The following is a 17,741-nucleotide window of genomic DNA, read 5'->3' as shown; positions in this document are numbered from 1 at the left end:
CGGTAGCTTGCTTCTGTCCCTCACGCAAATCCTGCAAACCATCCCGTTTTATATTTATCTTGGCCATAAAATATTATCACATTTAATATGTTTTTTGAAACCAAATTAATGCGATTATTTTATTAGATTTGCTTTATAAATTCGTTTTCTTCAATTGAGGTCCATTTTTCAATCCATTAAATAATAATACTTCACAGAAAACCGAAATGTTCTAATTTTTAAAAACAAAAAACGAAATCGATATAGTTATAAAAGAATTATTATGATTAACAAAAAAGTAAATAACGTCAAAGAAGCACTTCAAGGAATTGAAAACGGAATGACCCTTATGCTCGGTGGCTTCGGATTGTGTGGCATACCCGAAAACTCCATCGCCGAATTGGTTCAAAAAGAAACCACAAACCTAACCTGTATTTCAAATAATGCAGGAGTGGATGATTTTGGACTTGGTTTGCTTTTGCAAAAAAAACAAATCAAAAAAATGATCTCTTCCTATGTAGGAGAAAATGCCGAATTCGAACGCCAAATGCTTTCGGGAGAACTTGAAGTAGACCTCATCCCACAAGGAACATTGGCTGAAAGATGTCGTGCTGCTCAAGCAGGAATTCCTGCGTTTTTTACTCCAGCAGGTTATGGAACCGAAGTGGCCGAGGGAAAAGAAGTTCGTGAATTCAATGGCAAAATGCATATTATGGAACACGCCTTCAAAGCTGACTTTGCCATAGTAAAAGCCTGGAAAGGCGATACCGCCGGAAACCTCATCTTCAAAGGAACTGCCAGAAACTTTAATCCGTGTATGTGTGGCGCTGCCAAAATCACCGTAGCCGAAGTAGAAGAATTAGTCGAAGCAGGTACTTTAGATCCCAACCAAATTCACATACCTGGAATTTTGGTTCAACGCATTTTCCAAGGAGAAAAGTACGAGAAAAGAATTGAACAACGCACGACCAGAAAAAGAGATTAGATTTTAGATTGCAGAACGCAGATTGCAGAAATTAGAATATAGAGTAAAGAATATAGAATCTTTAGAGAGCAGATAATACTTGAATATTAATTTTTAGATTATTTCGCTTTTTAGATTTTAAAACACAAAACATATGGCATTAGATAAAATAGGAATTGCAAAACGAATTGCAAAAGAACTTAAAGACCGTTATTTCGTGAATCTAGGCATCGGAATTCCAACTTTGGTGGCCAACTATATCCCGAAAGGAATTGACGTCGAATTTCAAAGCGAAAATGGCGTTCTGGGCATGGGACCCTTCCCTTTCGAGGGCGACGAAGATGCCGATATCATCAATGCGGGAAAACAAACCATCACCACTTTGCCTGGAGCTTCTTTTTTTGACTCAGCAACCAGTTTTGGTATGATACGGGGACAACATGTCGATTTAACCATTCTGGGCGCTATGGAAGTTTCAGAAAATGGAGATATTGCCAACTGGAAAATCCCAGGAAAAATGGTCAAAGGAATGGGGGGAGCCATGGATCTTGTAGCATCTGCCGAGAATATTATCGTGGCAATGATGCATGTCAATAAAGCCGGCGAATCCAAAATACTAAAAAAATGTACATTGCCATTAACAGGTGTTGGCTGCGTTAAGAAAGTTGTGACCGAATTAGCCGTTTTGGAAATCACGCCAAAAGGTTTTAAACTATTGGAAAGAGCACCTGGAGTTACGGTAGAACATATTATAGCTTCCACAGAAGCCAATTTAATCATAGAAGGTGAAATTCCGGAAATGATAATTGATTAAAACTCCATCTGATTAAAAAAAGCAATTCTTACGAGTTGTTTTTTTTTACTTAAATCTAAAAAAACAAAATTAAGATAACTGTCTAGCATCTAAATTGCTTTTTTATTAAACAGCCGTCATTTAACATATAATTTGTAATCCTTTTAATTTTTTATTTATATTTGTTAGAAACAAACAAAACAAACAAATTATGAAAAATTACAGTTTATTACTAATCGCTTTTTTATTTTCAGCAGGCATGATGGCTCAAGATAGAGGATCAGTTGTCCTAGATGTTTATGGAAGCTACGTTTTTTCGGATCGAATTGAGTTTGATTATGGCCATGCTACTATAGATGATGGTTTTGAATACGGAGTAGGTTTTGAGTTTTTCCCTCAAAAATCTTCATCTATCGAATTAAAATACTTAAGATTGGACACTTCAATGCCAGCTTATAGTGATCTTCCTGGTGGAGGTCAAATTAACAACAATGGAGGAGACAGTGGAGCAATAAACTATGTTCTTCTAGGTGGAAATCATTATTTTGATCATGGCGGTAATGCAGTCCCTTATCTAGGTGGTGGAATTGGTATAGGAATTTTAGAAACACCACATTCAGGAAGTGAGACTAATTTTGCATGGGAAATTAAAGGCGGGGTAAAAATCAAAACACCTTCTGTTGTTTCCATAAGTCTACAAGCCTCTCTTCAATCTATGGTTATCAATACCGGTACTGACACTTATTGGGGTTATTGGGGGCCAGTTGCGGTTTCTACTTATACGAATTCTTTCCAATTTGGATTGGGAGCTATAGTAGGATTTAACTTCAAATAAAGAAAAACAAAATAACAATTAAAAAGCAACTCGATTGAGTTGCTTTTTTTTATACCTGAAAAATAAAAATTTGATGTAAAAGACTACGTTTATTTACGTAAAAACCTTATAAAGAGCAAAATAACCAAAAACATTCCTTCCAATTTCGAAAATATTCCTAAATTTGATTACCCCATTTTTCACAACGGATTATTCATTATTTAATAATAAATTCCATGAAAAACACATTACTTAAAAAGGGTATCTGCCTAATCATTTTTTCCTTTTCCACACTGACACTATTTTCTCAAGAAGGAGATAAAAATGTTTTAAAAAAAATCACCAACGAAAAAGGCATTCCGACCTTGATAACTTTTACAAGTAAATCAACTTATAAGATAAGTGATTACCAACAACTTTTCAAAGATCAATTGGGATTAAAAGGCAATTCAAATTTTACAAAAATCAAATCTGAAATTGACAAATTGGGCGTTTCCCATGAGAAATTTCAATTGTTTCATAACGGTATCAAAGTAGAATTTTCCACATACACTTTGCATTCGGCAGCCGGAAAATTGAGCTCGATGAACGGTGAATTCTATAAAACCGATTTATTGAACGCCATTCCTACTTTATCGCAAGACCAAGCATTTGCGAAAGCGCTACAACAAATAGGAGCCCAAACCTACCTTTGGGAAATCCCAGAAGACGCCAAAATGTTCAACTACAAAAAACCGATTGGCGAATTAGTTTGGCTTCCAATTTTGGATGGGGACAATTCTAACACGAAAGATACCCCTTTGCGATTAGCCTATAAATTTGACATTTATGCCACAAAACCAGTAAGTCGAGGCGACATTTATATTGATGCCATAACGGGAGAAACCTTATTCTATAATGCGACCATCAAACATCTTGGGGAATACAGCCACGGAAAAGCAGAAACAAATTCTGGAAACCAGAACAAAATGGTTGTTCCTGCCAATGCAGATACTCGTTATTCAGGTTCCCAAACCATACAAACAACCTTAAGCGGAGCCAACTACATATTGGCCGACGCCACAAGAGGAAACGGGATTAACACTTTCAACATGAAAAAAGGCACCAATTATAGCAACGCCGTAAACTTCACCGATGCAGACAACAATTGGACCACAGCCGAATATAACAACGCCAACAAAGACAACGGAGCTTTCGATGCGCATTGGGGAGCCGAGAAAACCTACGATTATTGGTCAACCGTACATGGCCGAAATAGTTATGATAATGCAGGTGCCGTAATCAAAAGCTACGTACACTATGACAATGCCTATGATAATGCCTTTTGGGACGGCTCCGTAATGACTTATGGCGACGGTAGCGGAACTAATTTTGATATATTAACGGCATTGGATGTCGCCGGACATGAAATTGGGCATGCCGTCTGCGAGAAAACAGCCAATTTAGCCTATCAAAAAGAATCAGGTGCCATGAACGAAGCACTATCAGATATTTGGGGTGCCTGTATCGAATATTTTGCGGCTCCTACCAAATCGACTTGGCTTATAGGCGAAGATATCGAAAGAAGATCAGGACATTTATCTTTACGATCCATGAGCAATCCAAAAGCAGAAGGCCAGCCCGACACTTATGGCGGAACCAACTGGAAAAACCCTAATTGTGGTTTTCCTTTTAGCTATAATGATTATTGCGGAGTTCACACCAATAGCGGGGTTTTAAATCATTGGTTTTATATTTTGTCCGTGGGAAAATCGGGAACAAATGACAAAGGAAAGAGCTATTCGGTAACTGGAATTACTATAGAAAAAGCAGCCAAAATAACCTTTAGACTTGAAAGTGTTTACCTAACGGCCAATTCAACTTATGCCAATGCCAGAACCTACGGAATTCAATCAGCAACCGATTTATACGGAGCTGGATCAGCAGAAGTAATCGCTACAACAAATGCTTTTTATGCAGTAGGTGTTGGCGATGCCTACGCGGGTCCAACTGATACAACCGCACCATCAGCACCAACCGACTTAACCGCTTCGGGAACTACAGATACAACCACAAATTTGTCATGGACAGCAGCTACCGATAATGTGGCCGTAACAGGATACAATGTCTATAATGGTGCTAGCTTAATAACAACTGTGACAGGAACAACTTACAATGTGACAGGATTGACAGCATCTACCGCTTACACTTTTACCGTAAAAGCAAAAGATGCAGCTGGCAATTTATCTGCTGTTAGCAATGATGCGTCAATAACTACCTTACCTACTCCCGCAGACACAACAGTTCCAACTGCACCAACCAATTTAACAGCTTCAGGAACTACAGACATAGCAACCAATTTATCATGGACAGCTTCTACAGACAACGTGGCCGTTACGGGTTACAATGTTTATAATGGAGCTACACTTATCACAACAGTTACAGGAACAAGTTATTCAGTAACTGGATTAAGTCCGAGCACAGCCTATACCTTTACGGTTAGAGCCAAAGACGCCGCAACTAATTTATCGGATCCTAGTAATGAAGTCAATATTACCACTTTGGCAACCGACACAACGCCTCCAACTGCACCAACAGCACTCACCGCCAGCGGCACCACATCCACAACCACCAATTTGTCTTGGACAGCAGCAACCGACAATGTAGCCGTAACAGGTTATAATGTCTATAATGGTGCTACTTTGGTAAACACCGTCACCGGAACTAGCTATACTGTAACCGGATTAAGCCCAAGTACGGACTATACTTTTACTATCAAAGCCAAGGATGCGAAAGACAACTTATCGCCTGCAAGCAATGCAGTATCGGTAACAACTGCTGCAAATAACATAACCTATTGTGCGTCTAAAGGAACAAGTGTTGCATATGAATATATCGATTATGTAGGCATCGGAGGAATAGCCAACACAACAACAGGCAACGGAGGTTATGGCAATTTCACAAATCTAACAGGAAATTTGCCTTATGGGTCGAATACAATAGTATTGAGCATTGGATACAAATCATACAAATACAAAGATTATTGGGGGGTGTGGATTGATTTCAATCAAAATGGAACTTTTGAAAATTCCGAAAAAGTAGTTTCAACATCAACAAATAGTGCTACCAATAATTCGTACTCTTTTTCAGTTCCAGCATCTGCTTTAACTGGTGCTACAAGAATGCGGGTTTCCCTAAAAAGAGCATCAGCATCAACAGCCTGTGAATCTTTCTACTATGGCGAAGTGGAAGATTATACAGTAAATATTGGCGCAAGCACTATTTTTGCTTTTGCAAATCCAATTGCAAACACTTCTGAAAGCATTACCAATACAGATCCGTACTATATTTTTCCGAACCCAACCAGTTCTATTTTAAACATTACCAATCCCGAAAATAAAGGATTCACGTATCGAATTATAACATCATCTGGTATCCAAATAGCTACAGGAAAAACAGTTGAGAATAGTATTAATACCAACTATTTAAGCCCAGGAGTTTATATATTGGAACTCAATGATGGAACTCAAAAATTTACCAAAACGTTCATTAAAAAGTAAATTCCCAATAAAACCCTTTTCACGACAGTTTTAAAAACAAAAAAGACCGCCTCATTTGGCGGTCTACCTGTATAAATTAATATGACTATCCGTGACTAGTACCACTTCACAGAATAAATTAGTTGTTGAATGTTTTTCACAAAGTTTATCCTTTCTGTTCTTTGCCTCTCTGCTCGAAAACAATTTCATGCAAAGTCGCTGAGACGCAAAGTATAATTTCAATATTTAGATTCTTGGTATGAGTTAGGGACAGTCAGTGATATAAATTAGTTACTCTCTAAAGTTTATCTTAAAACAGAAATACCATAAGTAATTTGATGTTTTTTGAATGAATACTTCTTTATTATGTACCATTTATCAAAAAAGTCACTTTATTGTACTTAATTTATCCAAACCAATTTTAAAGAACAATTACTCTGGTTAAACAATATGCCTTTAAATTTCTGAAAAGGTTAAATCATCTAATTAAATTACTGTGTTTTACTTGAAATTATTCTTTTGAAATTGTTCATTAAATAAAAAAAATAAAGCTTTTCCAGGTCTTTGCGCTATATAAACGCACAAATTAACAAATTAATTGGTAATATTTCATTTAACGTTTGTTCAACAATTTGTTTTACTTGTATATACAAATATTCTAATTTGTATAATGTAATTTTGTCAGATAACATAAAACAAATACCATGTCAGATTTTTTAAAACAATTTGGAGAAGAAGTTAAAAAGAACATACCAGGATACATAGCGGTTGCCGTATCTGAAATTAAAAGCGGAATATCCTATTATAGTGATACAGCTATCCCAAGTTTTGATCCTGAATTAGCTTCAGCTTTCAATCTTGAAGTAGTAAAAGCCAAATTAAATGCTATTAGTGCTTTAGGGCTAAACGAGTCTATTGATGATATTATGATCAACCTAACCAATCAAATACACATTATTGATATTTCAGAGAACAATGAATATTTTATTTATTTAGCAGTAGATTCATCTAAAGCAAATTTAGGAATGACTAAAGCTCTTTTGAATAAATACAAAAAAGAAATTTCTGGAAAATTATAAATTTTCTTTCCTCAAATCGTATTTGAAATTTCAAACTTAATTAGTGATGTTAAATAATTTAGACAATCATCAATAATAAATAAAGTATTGAAGATATATCGAATTATTCATTCTAGCCTTTCTTCTTAGCCGTTAATTTTTTATTCGATTTGTGTTTTAATATAATTTAAGACAGTGATTTATACCTTTTTTCGATTATTTGAAAGAGGTATTTTTTGTTTTTATATAACACTGAGACTTCTTTTATGCAGATAAACACAAGCAAACCTAAAACTATTTAGAAGTAAGTGACTAATATTCAATGATATGAAACTCAACAACCAACATTCTCTTAATGGATATAGATGAAATCGAAGAAATTAAATCCAGGGATTTTCATTTGGTAGCTGATATAATTAATGAGTCGAAATTAATTGACGAACAATTGCTTGATCTAGAAAACGCAATATCATTTTTAAAAAATAAATTAGACAGAAATAAAGCTAAGATTTTTGTCAAAAAAGAAAACGGCATTCCTATAGCTTTTATGGTTTTATATCACAAAGTCAATGTACTTTCCCTAATACACTATAACTGGCATATATCCTATCTATATGTAAAACCTGAGTATAGACGAAAACATATTGGGAAACTAATTATGATAAAATGTATTGAGTATGCAAGGAAAACTAAAGTAGATCATATTTCATTAAATACGGACACCAAAAACTATCCAGCACAGCAGCTTTATGAAGGTTTTGGTTTTACTCGTATGAACTTTATCTCCAATTATTATTATTACGAAATGAAATTAAATCCATAAAAAAGGAATCTCAACCATTTATAATAAAATTAAAATGAGTGTTATTTTTTCAAAATTAAAAATGCAATGATAAAAAAAATATTTAAAAATTATTTTCAACATTTTAGTGAATTTTCTCCAGAGGTCAAAATTTTGGCAATAACTACTTTTATTAATCGATGTGGCGCCATGGTAGTGCCTTTTCTATCTAAATACATGTTAGAGGAACTCCATTTTACGTATAGCCAAATTGGTTGGGTGATGGTTTTTTTCGGAATTGGTTCCTTCATCGGAACATGGATAAGTGGTAAGTTATCAGATAAAATAGGCTTTTACAAAGTGATGCTTTTTAGTTTGTCCACAACAGGAATTCTCTTTATTTTACTGCAGTTTTTAACTACTTTTTATAGCTTTTGCTTTGGCGTTTTGCTTTTAACTACCGTTTCAGATATGTATAGGCCAGCTATGTTAGTTTCGTTAGATACCTATGCTCTCAAAGCAGATAGAACTAGGGCATTGTCTTTAGTAAGATCAGCGGTAAATTTAGGATTTATGTTTGGCCCTGTTATAGGAGGCATTATAATCACTGTTTTAGATTACAATTTCCTGTTTTATATTGATGGATTAACTTGTATTTTAAGTATTGTATTATTTGCTATTTATGTCAAGGAAAAGAAATTACCTTATAAATTAAAAGTCTTTAAGCATTTAAAAGAGACTAGTTCCGTTTTTGACGATAAGCCTTTTTTAATTCATCTTCTAGTTACTATGATAACGGGTTTTTTATTTTTTCAAATATTTACCACTTTATCCATTTATTATAAAGAAGTTTTTCATTTTTCAAGTCTAGAAGGAGGTTTGTTTTTGGCATTAAATGGTGTTATAATATTACTTTTTGAATTACCAATTGTAAAGCATATTGAATCCAAAAAAACAGACAAACTCTTAGTGCTTTCATATGGCGTTCTATCCATGTCTATCGGATATTTGTTTTTATTGATTGAAAATAACATTTTCACCTTAATATTGATGATGATTCTGATGACCGTTGGAGTAATGCTGACATTCCCTTTTGCTAATTCATTTGTTAAACAGCGATCTTTAAAAAAACACGAAGGTAAATTTATGTCCGTTTTTACTATGAGCTACAGTATGGCACAGATAGTAAGTACTAAAACTGGTATGGAAATTATTGCAAAATATGGCTATAGAGCTAATTGGATTTTCTTGTTTTTTTTAGGCTTTATTGGTTTTATTTTATCTTACCGTTTAGTCTTTATAGTCAAAAAAGAAAAGGAACTCATTAAAGAGAAAATTGTACAATCTTTTTTCTCTGCAAGTCCTAAATAAATAATAATGCCTATTGCTTAATAAAATTTATTTACAAGGAATATTTCAAAAAAAGCAAACCGCAGATTCGCAGATTTTAAATCTCAAAAACTTGAAATAATCTGCGAATCCGCGGTAAAATATTCTTTGCGAACCTTGCGTAAAACTTTGCGTTCTTTGCGGTTAATTTCTACAAATTCTCAAAGAAATCATTTCCTTTATCATCGGTGATAATAAAAGCAGGGAAATCTTTAATGGTGATTTTACGAACGGCTTCCATTCCTAATTCCTCAAAATCGACTACCTCAACAGAAAGAATGTTTTCTTTGGCCAAAATTGCCGCTGGACCTCCGATTGAACCCAAATAGAATCCACCATAGGTTTTACAAGCATTCATCACATCTTTGGTTCTGTTTCCTTTGGCAAGCATTACCATACTTCCACCATTTTTTTGGAACTCTTCCACATAAACATCCATTCTTCCTGCAGTTGTTGGTCCAAAACTTCCCGAAGCCATTCCTTCTGGAGTTTTAGCAGGTCCTGCATAATAGATAGGATGATTTTTAAAGTATTCTGGCATTGGTTTACCGGAATCCAATAATTCTTTGATTTTGGCGTGTGCAATATCACGAGCCACAATCAAGGTTCCGTTTAATTTCAAACGCGTTTTGATTGGGTATTGCGACAATTTTTTAAGAATATCAGCCATTGGTTGATTCAAATCAATATCAACTGCTGCTTCCAAATGCGGTGGCGTTTCAGGCAACAAACGTTTTGGATTTACTTCCAATTGTTCAACGAAAACACCGTCCTTAGTAATTTTACCCTTTATGTTTCTATCAGCCGAACAAGAAACACCCAATCCAACTGGACAAGAAGCTGCGTGGCGTGGCAAACGGATTACACGAACATCGTGAGTAAAATATTTACCTCCAAACTGCGCTCCAATCTGGCTTTCCTGGCAAATTAACTGCACTCGTTTCTCCCATTCCAAATCACGGAAAGCTTGGCCAGCCATATTTCCAGTTGTTGGCAGATGGTCGAAATAACCTGCAGATGCTTTTTTAACGGCTGATAAATTTGCTTCCGCAGAGGTTCCCCCAATCACTAAAGCCAAGTGATACGGTGGACAAGCAGAAGTTCCCAAGTCCATTATTTTGGCACGAATGAAAGCATCCAAAGATTTTTCATTCAATAAAGATTTCGTTTGTTGGTATAAATAGGTTTTGTTGGCAGAGCCTCCACCTTTTGCCAAAAACAAGAAATCATAAGAAGCTCCTTTTTTGGCATAAATATCAATTTGCGCCGGAAGATTTGATCCCGAGTTTTTCTCCTCAAACATACTGATAGGCACAATTTGGGAATAACGAAGATTTCTCTCTTGATAGGTGTTAAAAATCCCTTTTGAGAGCCATTCAGCATCGTCAACACCTGTATATACGTTTTCTCCTTTTTTGGCCATTACAATCGCCGTTCCGGTGTCCTGACACGAAGGTAATTCCCCGTCGATCGCCACAACTGCATTCTGTAATAAATTATAAGCCACAAAACGGTCGTTGTCCGTCGCTTCGGGATCATCAAGAATCGCTCTTAATTTTTCCAAATGCGAAGTACGCAACATAAATGAAACGTCCTTCAAAGCTTCTTGTGCCAATAACTCCAAGCCTTTTGGGTCAACAGTCAAGATTTCTCTATCGCCAAGTTTTTCAACTTTTACAAAATCGGATGTGATTTTGCGGTATTGGGTATCGTCTTTTAAAATTGGATAAGGATCCTGATATATAAAGTCCATAGTTTGTTGTTTTTTAAAGAACGCCAAATATAAGAATTGTTCAAGGAATCCTAACTGATTTATATCACGTTCCTTAAAGAAATTATTAAAAATTTTAAGTTTGATTGTTTGTTTTTAGAAGCAGAAGCATCGGGCATTTTTGGTTATATGGTTCCTGCTCTTCACTATATCTTTGCTTTTTTAAAGGAAAAAAGCAAAGGATGCCGTTTCGATCAGGGCTAATGGTGATTATTGGTGATTTTTTGGCTAGATTGTAGATTTACAATCAAATTTAGATTTATAAAAACAAAAAGCCCCGCATTAAGCGAGACTTTTGAGCACTTTGATCAATGATTTATCTTAAGAAACTAGTAATTAAGAATAAAAGAAGCAAACCTATTGCGATGTATTTCGTGTATTTTGACATTTTTAAATTTATTTAATGAGTTAGTTGGATCCAAAAGAATGAAAAATAAATTAAAACTCCTAAAAATATATTATTATTTTTCTCGATGTTTTCATTTTTCCTTTAGCAATTACTCTCATGGATTTATTCTTAAAAAACAAACAGAATTTAATCGAAAATCTGCATTAAATAGTTGTTTCCCAAAGATTCTCAAAGAAAACACGAAGAACCACAAAGTTTACTATAATACTTAAAAAAGGGATTAATCTTTGCGAATCTTGGAGCCATTTTGCGAATCTTCGTGAAATATTTTCTACAAAGCAATTCGAGTTTAAATCTGTTATCGATTCCATTTATGGCCAAAAACAATATAATACCCCCAACTGTCAGGCCCTTTGGCTACATCAATACCTGCACGAAGCCCATAGGTTCGGGCGACAAGATACCTAAAACCAGTTCCGTAATTGTAAACCGTCTTGGCTTCGGCGAAATTCTCATTCTTTTGGAAAACTTTCCCAAGACCGCCATAAGCTAAAACGCTCCAGCGAGTATTCAGGTCAAAACGCTGTTCAGTTTCGGTAACGAGAGTCGCCTGCCCTTGGTACCGATAAGCTGTAATTCCCCTCAGTTTGATACTTGGCAATTGATGAAAGGGCACATTGCCGTAGGATTGTACTGCCTCAAAGCGCAATCCTGAAATCCATTTATTGGTAACAGGGAAAAAATAATGCACAAAAGTCTCCAGTTTTTCAAATTTGTAATCACTGCCGGTCCAATCATCATTTACGCTATAGGCCACATTGATTCTATATCCACTGTCAGGAGTAAAAATGGTGTTTCTTCTGTCCCAATCCAAAAAACCTCCTAGGGAGGCAACGGTTTTTTTGAAATCTTCGACCGTAATATTGGGGGGAGTTCGTAATCAAAATTAGGGCTGATTGTCATTTTTGAACGAAAATATTCTGCTCCGAGATAAAGATGACTAAAGGTTTTCTTAGAAAGTGACAACAAAACGGGAATCGTCTTGTAATTGAAATCAAATTTTTGGTCGTCCCTGTTTTCGACTTCTTTGTAATAGGAAAGATTGTAATCTATATAGCCTAGAAAAACTTTGTATTTCAATCCGTATTTTGCAATAACTTCTTTTCTGTAAATTCCGATCATCCAAGAATTGTTAGCCGTGTACATTCCAAAAGCGCCTGTTACAGCAGGTGCAATATAATCCTTGTCACCAACGGGTTTTTCTTGCGGTGAAATGTAAACCGGCGCCAAAGCTACACCAAATCCACCAAGAGCCGCTTCAGTTATTATTAGCGGTACTGGAATAAAGCCTTTGGTGTTGTCAATCATGGCACTGAAGTCCAATCTTCCGTCAAGAGTATCATGGAGCATTTTTTTTCGGTCATCCTTAGTCATTTTAGGTTTGGTCTGAGCAAAACTAGAGACTGAAAAAAAACAATAAAAAACTGAGACAGATTATTTTAAATGTTGAGGAATACGAGGGAATTTTGATCATTTTTGAGAATTTTTAAAATAAAAAATCTGAAACAAAACACATTACACCATAAATAAAATCCTTTTGACCTGAGTTCGATTTATACAAAATAAAACTTATTTACAAATAAATTATCATCTGAATTCATACCTACAAGATTGGAAAAAAACCTTGCAGGATATCAATAAATAATAAATTATTGAATAATCGAACTCAGGTTTTTGGGGATTAATTATTAACCAAATTAGTTAAAAAAACCAACCCGCCACCAAAATTGCGGTAATCACACAAATCAAATCGACCAAAAGCATCGTTCCTAAAGCGTATCGGGTATTTTTTATATTAACCGAACCAAAGTAAACCGCGATCACATAAAAAGTACTCTCGGCACTGCATTGAAAAATACTGCTCAATCTTCCGGTCATTGAATCGGCACCAAAAGTATTCATCGAATCAATTAAAAAACCTCGTGATCCTGCAGAACTAAATGGTCTAAGCAATGCTACCGGTAGAGCATCGGTAATTTCTTTGTTTACTCCCATATTCGAAAAAGCAAAAGCAATCCAATTGCTGATAATTTCAAACAATCCGCTGTTTCTGAATAATGAAATCGCCACTAACATCCCCAAAACATAAGGAAAAATTGTAACTCCTGTTTTAACTCCATTATTTGCTCCAGATACAAAAGCTTCGAAAACAGTTGTTTTAGCCTCGGTAAATTTCTTCTCTTTAATAAATGAAAATATCAAAGTAAAAGCAATAATCCCTACTAATATCAAAGCCGAAAGATTACAAGTAAAATAGTTTTTTCCGATTAAATCCAAATGGTTTACATACATCAATAACCCAACAATGGCAGCAATTAATGACATTAAAGCAATAACTAGAGATGCGCTCTTGAAATTAATTTTTTGCCTAATTCCAACAATTAAAAAAGCAGCAATTGTACCAATAAAAGAAGTTATAATACAAGGCAGCATAACATCGGCAGGATTTGTTGCATTAGCGGCAGCGCGATAACCAATAATTGAAGTTGCAATTAATGTTAGTCCTGAGGCATGGAGACACATAAACATAATCTGAGCATCACTCGCTTTGTCTTTTTCGGGGTTTATTTCTTGTAAACTTTCCATAGCTTTTAATCCAAATGGTGTTGCTGCAGAATCCAATCCCAAGAAATTGGCGGCAAAGTTTAAAGTCATGTAGGAGATAGACGGATGATCCTTTGGTATGCTCGGGAACACTTTTACAAATACTGGACTCAGCAATTTAGCCAATTTTCCGGATGCTCCAGAAATGATTAAAAGCTCCATCAATCCGCAGAAAAATGCTAAATAGGCCATAAGCGGCAAAATCAAATCAAGCAAAGTGCTTTTACACGTTGGCAATAAACCATCCGATTTTTGAACACCACTGTAGATTTTTACAGTTTTATTTTTATAAACATAAGTCGTATCGGCATTTAGCGTATCACGATTGATAATCATGGTTTGATCCGTTGCTTTCTTGATGCTGTCTTTGATAAAAGCAGGAACTTGTTCGATATATTTTTCAGAAATTAAAACTGGGTCGTCTTTTTTTCCATTCAAAACATAATCAATGGTGTACGTATTGGCAGAAAACAAACTGACAACAATAAAGATAATCGATGAAATAAAAATGACTAACCAGAATCTACTTAATACCATAATTTATAATTTTTGTAAATGTAATAAATCAATGTCAATTGCAATATCAATGGCAAAAATCAATATCAACTGCAATATCAATAAAAGAATTTTTAAATATGAAAAATCAAATTCTTGATTTTCAAAAGTTAATCAAAATCAAAAATTGGATGTTTAAATATTGCTATTGATTTTTGCCATTGCCATTGTTTTTACACATGAATAATCTCTTCTTCAATCAATAAATCTTCGCGTCGCAATCGAAGGAAAATTTGGGCAACGGCGATGGTGTCTTTTTCGCAATAAGTGACAATGCGGTCAATGTCTTTGTCCACATAAAAAACGTGTCCTACCTGACTACCGTCAATATCGCCTTTTGGCGATGGGATTCCGAGTACTTTGCACAGTAGCTTTAAGGAAGTGAAATGTTTGTAATCGCCAAATTTCCATAACTCCAAAGTATCCAAATGTGCAATCTCCCAAGGCTTTTTCCCAAATAAATTAAGTTTCTCGGGAATTGGAATTTGGTTAATAATCATTCGGCGGGCAAGAAACGGAATGTCAAATTCCTTGGCGTTATGTCCGCACAAAACATGTTGTGGTTGATTGAAATGATTGTTCAACAAATTATTGAAGTCTTTCAAAAGTTTTGGCTCTTCACCAAAAAAAGAAGTCACTCTAAAATTACGAATATCCCCCTTAATCGTAAAATACCCAACCGAAATACAGACAATTTTTCCAAACTCGGCCCAAATTCCGGCACGATCGTAGAACTCCTCCCCCGAAAACTCGTCTTTACGTTGGTATTGGGTTTTGAGTTCCCAAAGTCCTTTCATTTCATCATCCAAAGTGTTGTAATTCGCAACTTCAGGAACGGTTTCAATGTCAAGAAAAAGGATATTATTAAGGTTTATTTTTTCAATCATTTTTAAACACAGATTACACAGATTTGCACAGATTTTAAATATACAAAAATGAAGTTGGGAATTTAAAAGTAGTTAAAATTTATTACAAAAAACAATTTGTGAAAATTTGTGTAATCTGAGTAATATCTTTTAAAACAAACTTTGTTGCGTTGTTGGATTTTCGTGTTCGAGTAACCATTTTTTTCGCCATAATCCTCCTGCGTAGCCCGTGAGTGATCCATCGGTACCGATAACTCGGTGACAAGGAACAACAATCCAAAGTGGATTTTTTCCATTGGCTGAAGCCACAGCACGAATGGCTTTAACATCTCCTAAAACTTTTGACTGTTCGAGATATGTTCTGGTTTTTCCGTACGGAATCTCTAATAATGCTTTCCACACTTTTTGCTGAAATTCAGTTCCTTGTGGATTGAGTTTGAAATCAAAATGGGCTCTCTTCCCCTCAAAATAACCATTGAGTTGCAAAACGGCTTGCTGCAAAACTGCTGGAATTTCTATCGAAACTGTTCCTTCATCGGAAACTGAAATTACCGATACGCCATTTTCATCGCCTATAATTGTTGCGATTCCCAAAGGTGTTTTGATGTAGACTGTTTCCATAATTTTGAATAGATTTGAACACAAAGTTATCGCAAAGTTCGTAAAGAATTTAAAAATGATGAAATAAAAAAACCACTCGTTTACACAAATGGTTCTTATTTTTTTTAGCCCCGATAGCAGTGAAAATCCTTTTACTTTTTTCTTTAAAAAGTAAAAGATTGCAGCGGATAGCGGGATTAGCTCCTAAAAATTATTATTTCAGATTGGAATTTATATACGCTTCAACAGCTTTTTGTTCTTCTTCAGTAAATGCTTTTGTGATTTCTAAATTGGCCTGCATCACAGGAAATTGAGCTGGGTCAACAATCGCTTCGCCTTCGCCTTTAAGGAAACCAATCATATTTCCGTTTTTCTCTTTATAGATTTTGGCAATTTCTTTAATACTTGGTCCAATCACTTTTTGATCCACTTGATGACAAGCGACACAATTTCCTTTGCCTTCGAAAATTTCCTTTCCTAATGCTTCCGGTGTTTGAACTTCTGTTGTGTTTTCTGTAGGTTTTCCAAATGGTTCCTGACTTTTTTTTTTACAAGATAAGAATGCTAAAACGGCGAATAAAAAAAGTGCTTTTTTCATAACTATTTGTTTAAAAGAATAGCAGCTTCTTTCGCAAAATAAGTCGAAATCAAACTCGCTCCCGCTCTTTTGATACACATTAATTGTTCCATCATAATTTTGTCGTTATCCAACCAGCCTCTTTCGGCAGCGGCTTTGATCATCGCATATTCGCCAGATACGTGGAAAACGGTTACGGGAACATTCACGGCATTTTTGACTTCGCGAACAATGTCCAAATACGCTATTCCGGGTTTTACCATTACCATATCGGCACCTTCTTCAACATCGGATAAAGCTTCTTTGATGGCTTCGATGCGGTTGGCATAGTCCATTTGGTATGTTTTTTTGTCCTTTGGAACGGCAATATCCGCTTCTCTGGGCGCACTGTCCAATGCATCACGAAAAGGCCCGTAAAACGCAGAAGCATACTTTGCCGAATAACTCATAATTCCAACGTTGTGAAATCCTGCGGCGTCCAATCCTTCGCGTAAACGCAAAACGCGTCCGTCCATCATATCCGATGGCGCTACAAAATCGGCTCCGGCCTCAGCATGAGAAACAGCCATTTTTACCAAAGCGGCAACGGTTGAGTCGTTTTCGACATCGCCATTGGCAATAATTCCGTCATGACCATAAATGGAATACGGGTCCAAAGCCACATCCGGCATCACAATCATCTCCGGACAAGCCGATTTGATGGCACGAATGGCTTGCTGCATTAAGCCGTCTTTATTCCAAGCTTCTTTTCCAGTATTGTCTTTTAAATTCTCGCTAACTTTTACATAAATATTGACCGCACGAATCCCCAAAGCATAAATTTCTTTAACCTCAGCTACCGTCAAATCGATCGAACGGCGGAAGATTCCGGGCATAGATGATATTTCGACATTTACATTTTCGCCTTCGGCGATGAACATAGGAAACATAAAATCGGTTGGGCTTAAAGTGGTTTCTCTAACCAAAGAACGAATGGATTCGCTAACTCTTAAACGGCGGTTTCTGTGTAATGGGAACATAATGATTTTAGATTTTAGATTAACGATTGCTGAATTATGATTTT

General features: G+C 35.6%; 15 protein-coding genes. 7 read left to right on the top strand and 8 right to left on the bottom strand.

Annotated elements, in window-relative coordinates; translation table 11 throughout:
* Positions 1–262 precede the first annotated feature (262 nt).
* The 7 genes from HQN62_RS02525 (at position 263) to HQN62_RS02495 (ending at position 9,278) form a co-directional block, all read left to right on the top strand.
* Entirely contained in the window at positions 263–964 is a 702-nt protein-coding gene (locus HQN62_RS02525) for a CoA transferase subunit A (protein WP_173503202.1), read from the top strand.
* Between the two features lie 133 nt (positions 965–1,097).
* Positions 1,098–1,757 (top strand): CoA transferase subunit B, encoded by a 660-nt coding sequence (locus HQN62_RS02520; protein WP_173503201.1) that lies wholly within the window; start codon positions 1,098–1,100, stop codon positions 1,755–1,757.
* A 190-nt stretch (positions 1,758–1,947) separates the two neighbouring features.
* Positions 1,948–2,571: a hypothetical protein gene (locus HQN62_RS02515; protein WP_116796551.1), complete on the top strand. Its 624-nt coding sequence runs from the start codon at positions 1,948–1,950 to the stop codon at positions 2,569–2,571.
* Positions 2,572–2,786: 215 nt separating this feature from the next.
* Positions 2,787–6,089 (top strand): M4 family metallopeptidase, encoded by a 3,303-nt coding sequence (locus HQN62_RS02510; RefSeq protein ID WP_173503200.1) that lies wholly within the window; start codon positions 2,787–2,789, stop codon positions 6,087–6,089.
* Positions 6,090–6,772: 683 nt separating this feature from the next.
* Complete coding sequence (locus HQN62_RS02505; protein WP_116796553.1) at positions 6,773–7,147, top strand: hypothetical protein; 375 nt, start codon at positions 6,773–6,775, stop codon at positions 7,145–7,147.
* Positions 7,148–7,481: 334 nt separating this feature from the next.
* The gene (locus HQN62_RS02500; RefSeq protein WP_116796554.1) at positions 7,482–7,949 is read left to right on the top strand and encodes a GNAT family N-acetyltransferase; all 468 of its coding nucleotides are present in this window, start codon (positions 7,482–7,484) and stop codon (positions 7,947–7,949) included.
* Between the two features lie 66 nt (positions 7,950–8,015).
* Positions 8,016–9,278 (top strand): MFS transporter, encoded by a 1,263-nt coding sequence (locus tag HQN62_RS02495; protein ID WP_173503199.1) that lies wholly within the window; start codon positions 8,016–8,018, stop codon positions 9,276–9,278.
* A 169-nt stretch (positions 9,279–9,447) separates the two neighbouring features.
* Here HQN62_RS02495 and HQN62_RS02490 read toward each other — a convergent pair whose 3' ends face one another.
* The 8 genes from HQN62_RS02490 to hemB form a co-directional block, all read right to left on the bottom strand.
* The gene (locus tag HQN62_RS02490) at positions 9,448–11,049 is read right to left on the bottom strand and encodes a fumarate hydratase (protein ID WP_173503198.1); all 1,602 of its coding nucleotides are present in this window, start codon (positions 11,047–11,049) and stop codon (positions 9,448–9,450) included.
* A 725-nt stretch (positions 11,050–11,774) separates the two neighbouring features.
* Positions 11,775–12,290: a BamA/TamA family outer membrane protein gene (locus HQN62_RS02485; protein ID WP_173503197.1), complete on the bottom strand. Its 516-nt coding sequence runs from the start codon at positions 12,288–12,290 to the stop codon at positions 11,775–11,777.
* An 8-nt stretch (positions 12,291–12,298) separates the two neighbouring features.
* Complete coding sequence (locus HQN62_RS02480) at positions 12,299–12,850, bottom strand: hypothetical protein (protein WP_173503196.1); 552 nt, start codon at positions 12,848–12,850, stop codon at positions 12,299–12,301.
* 327 nt (positions 12,851–13,177) lie between these two features.
* On the bottom strand, positions 13,178–14,617 hold the full coding sequence (locus tag HQN62_RS02475) for a nucleoside recognition domain-containing protein (RefSeq protein WP_173503195.1): 1,440 nt from the start codon (positions 14,615–14,617) through the stop codon (positions 13,178–13,180).
* Positions 14,618–14,808: 191 nt separating this feature from the next.
* Complete coding sequence (locus HQN62_RS02470; protein WP_173503194.1) at positions 14,809–15,522, bottom strand: 3'-5' exonuclease; 714 nt, start codon at positions 15,520–15,522, stop codon at positions 14,809–14,811.
* A gap of 129 nt (positions 15,523–15,651) precedes the next feature.
* A complete protein-coding gene (locus HQN62_RS02465; protein WP_173503193.1) occupies positions 15,652–16,122 on the bottom strand; it encodes a methylated-DNA--[protein]-cysteine S-methyltransferase in 471 nt (156 codons plus the stop codon).
* Between the two features lie 193 nt (positions 16,123–16,315).
* A complete protein-coding gene (locus HQN62_RS02460) occupies positions 16,316–16,699 on the bottom strand; it encodes a c-type cytochrome (protein WP_173503192.1) in 384 nt (127 codons plus the stop codon).
* A 2-nt stretch (positions 16,700–16,701) separates the two neighbouring features.
* Entirely contained in the window at positions 16,702–17,697 is a 996-nt protein-coding gene (gene hemB, locus HQN62_RS02455; protein WP_173503191.1) for a porphobilinogen synthase, read from the bottom strand.
* Between the last annotated feature and the right edge of the window lie 44 nt (positions 17,698–17,741).

It is taken from the genome of Flavobacterium sp. M31R6 (assembly GCF_013284035.1).
In the GTDB taxonomy this organism is placed as follows: domain Bacteria; phylum Bacteroidota; class Bacteroidia; order Flavobacteriales; family Flavobacteriaceae; genus Flavobacterium.
Note: the sequence above shows the minus strand (reverse complement) of the source record. Positions and strands in the feature narration are given on the sequence as shown.

Excerpts from the sequence above, each read along its gene's own strand:
- HQN62_RS02525 (WP_173503202.1), top strand. The coding sequence starts at position 263 with ATGATTAACAAAAAAGTAAATAACGTCAAAGAAGCACTTCAAGGAATT.
- HQN62_RS02520 (WP_173503201.1), top strand. The coding sequence starts at position 1,098 with ATGGCATTAGATAAAATAGGAATTGCAAAACGAATTGCAAAAGAACTT.
- HQN62_RS02515 (WP_116796551.1), top strand. The coding sequence starts at position 1,948 with ATGAAAAATTACAGTTTATTACTAATCGCTTTTTTATTTTCAGCAGGC.
- HQN62_RS02510 (WP_173503200.1), top strand. The coding sequence starts at position 2,787 with ATGAAAAACACATTACTTAAAAAGGGTATCTGCCTAATCATTTTTTCC.
- HQN62_RS02505 (WP_116796553.1), top strand. The coding sequence starts at position 6,773 with ATGTCAGATTTTTTAAAACAATTTGGAGAAGAAGTTAAAAAGAACATA.
- HQN62_RS02500 (WP_116796554.1), top strand. The coding sequence starts at position 7,482 with ATGGATATAGATGAAATCGAAGAAATTAAATCCAGGGATTTTCATTTG.
- HQN62_RS02495 (WP_173503199.1), top strand. The coding sequence starts at position 8,016 with ATGATAAAAAAAATATTTAAAAATTATTTTCAACATTTTAGTGAATTT.
- HQN62_RS02490 (WP_173503198.1), bottom strand. The coding sequence starts at position 11,049 with ATGGACTTTATATATCAGGATCCTTATCCAATTTTAAAAGACGATACC.
- HQN62_RS02480 (WP_173503196.1), bottom strand. The coding sequence starts at position 12,850 with ATGACTAAGGATGACCGAAAAAAAATGCTCCATGATACTCTTGACGGA.
- HQN62_RS02475 (WP_173503195.1), bottom strand. The coding sequence starts at position 14,617 with ATGGTATTAAGTAGATTCTGGTTAGTCATTTTTATTTCATCGATTATC.
- HQN62_RS02470 (WP_173503194.1), bottom strand. The coding sequence starts at position 15,522 with ATGATTGAAAAAATAAACCTTAATAATATCCTTTTTCTTGACATTGAA.
- HQN62_RS02465 (WP_173503193.1), bottom strand. The coding sequence starts at position 16,122 with ATGGAAACAGTCTACATCAAAACACCTTTGGGAATCGCAACAATTATA.
- HQN62_RS02460 (WP_173503192.1), bottom strand. The coding sequence starts at position 16,699 with ATGAAAAAAGCACTTTTTTTATTCGCCGTTTTAGCATTCTTATCTTGT.
- hemB (WP_173503191.1), bottom strand. The coding sequence starts at position 17,697 with ATGTTCCCATTACACAGAAACCGCCGTTTAAGAGTTAGCGAATCCATT.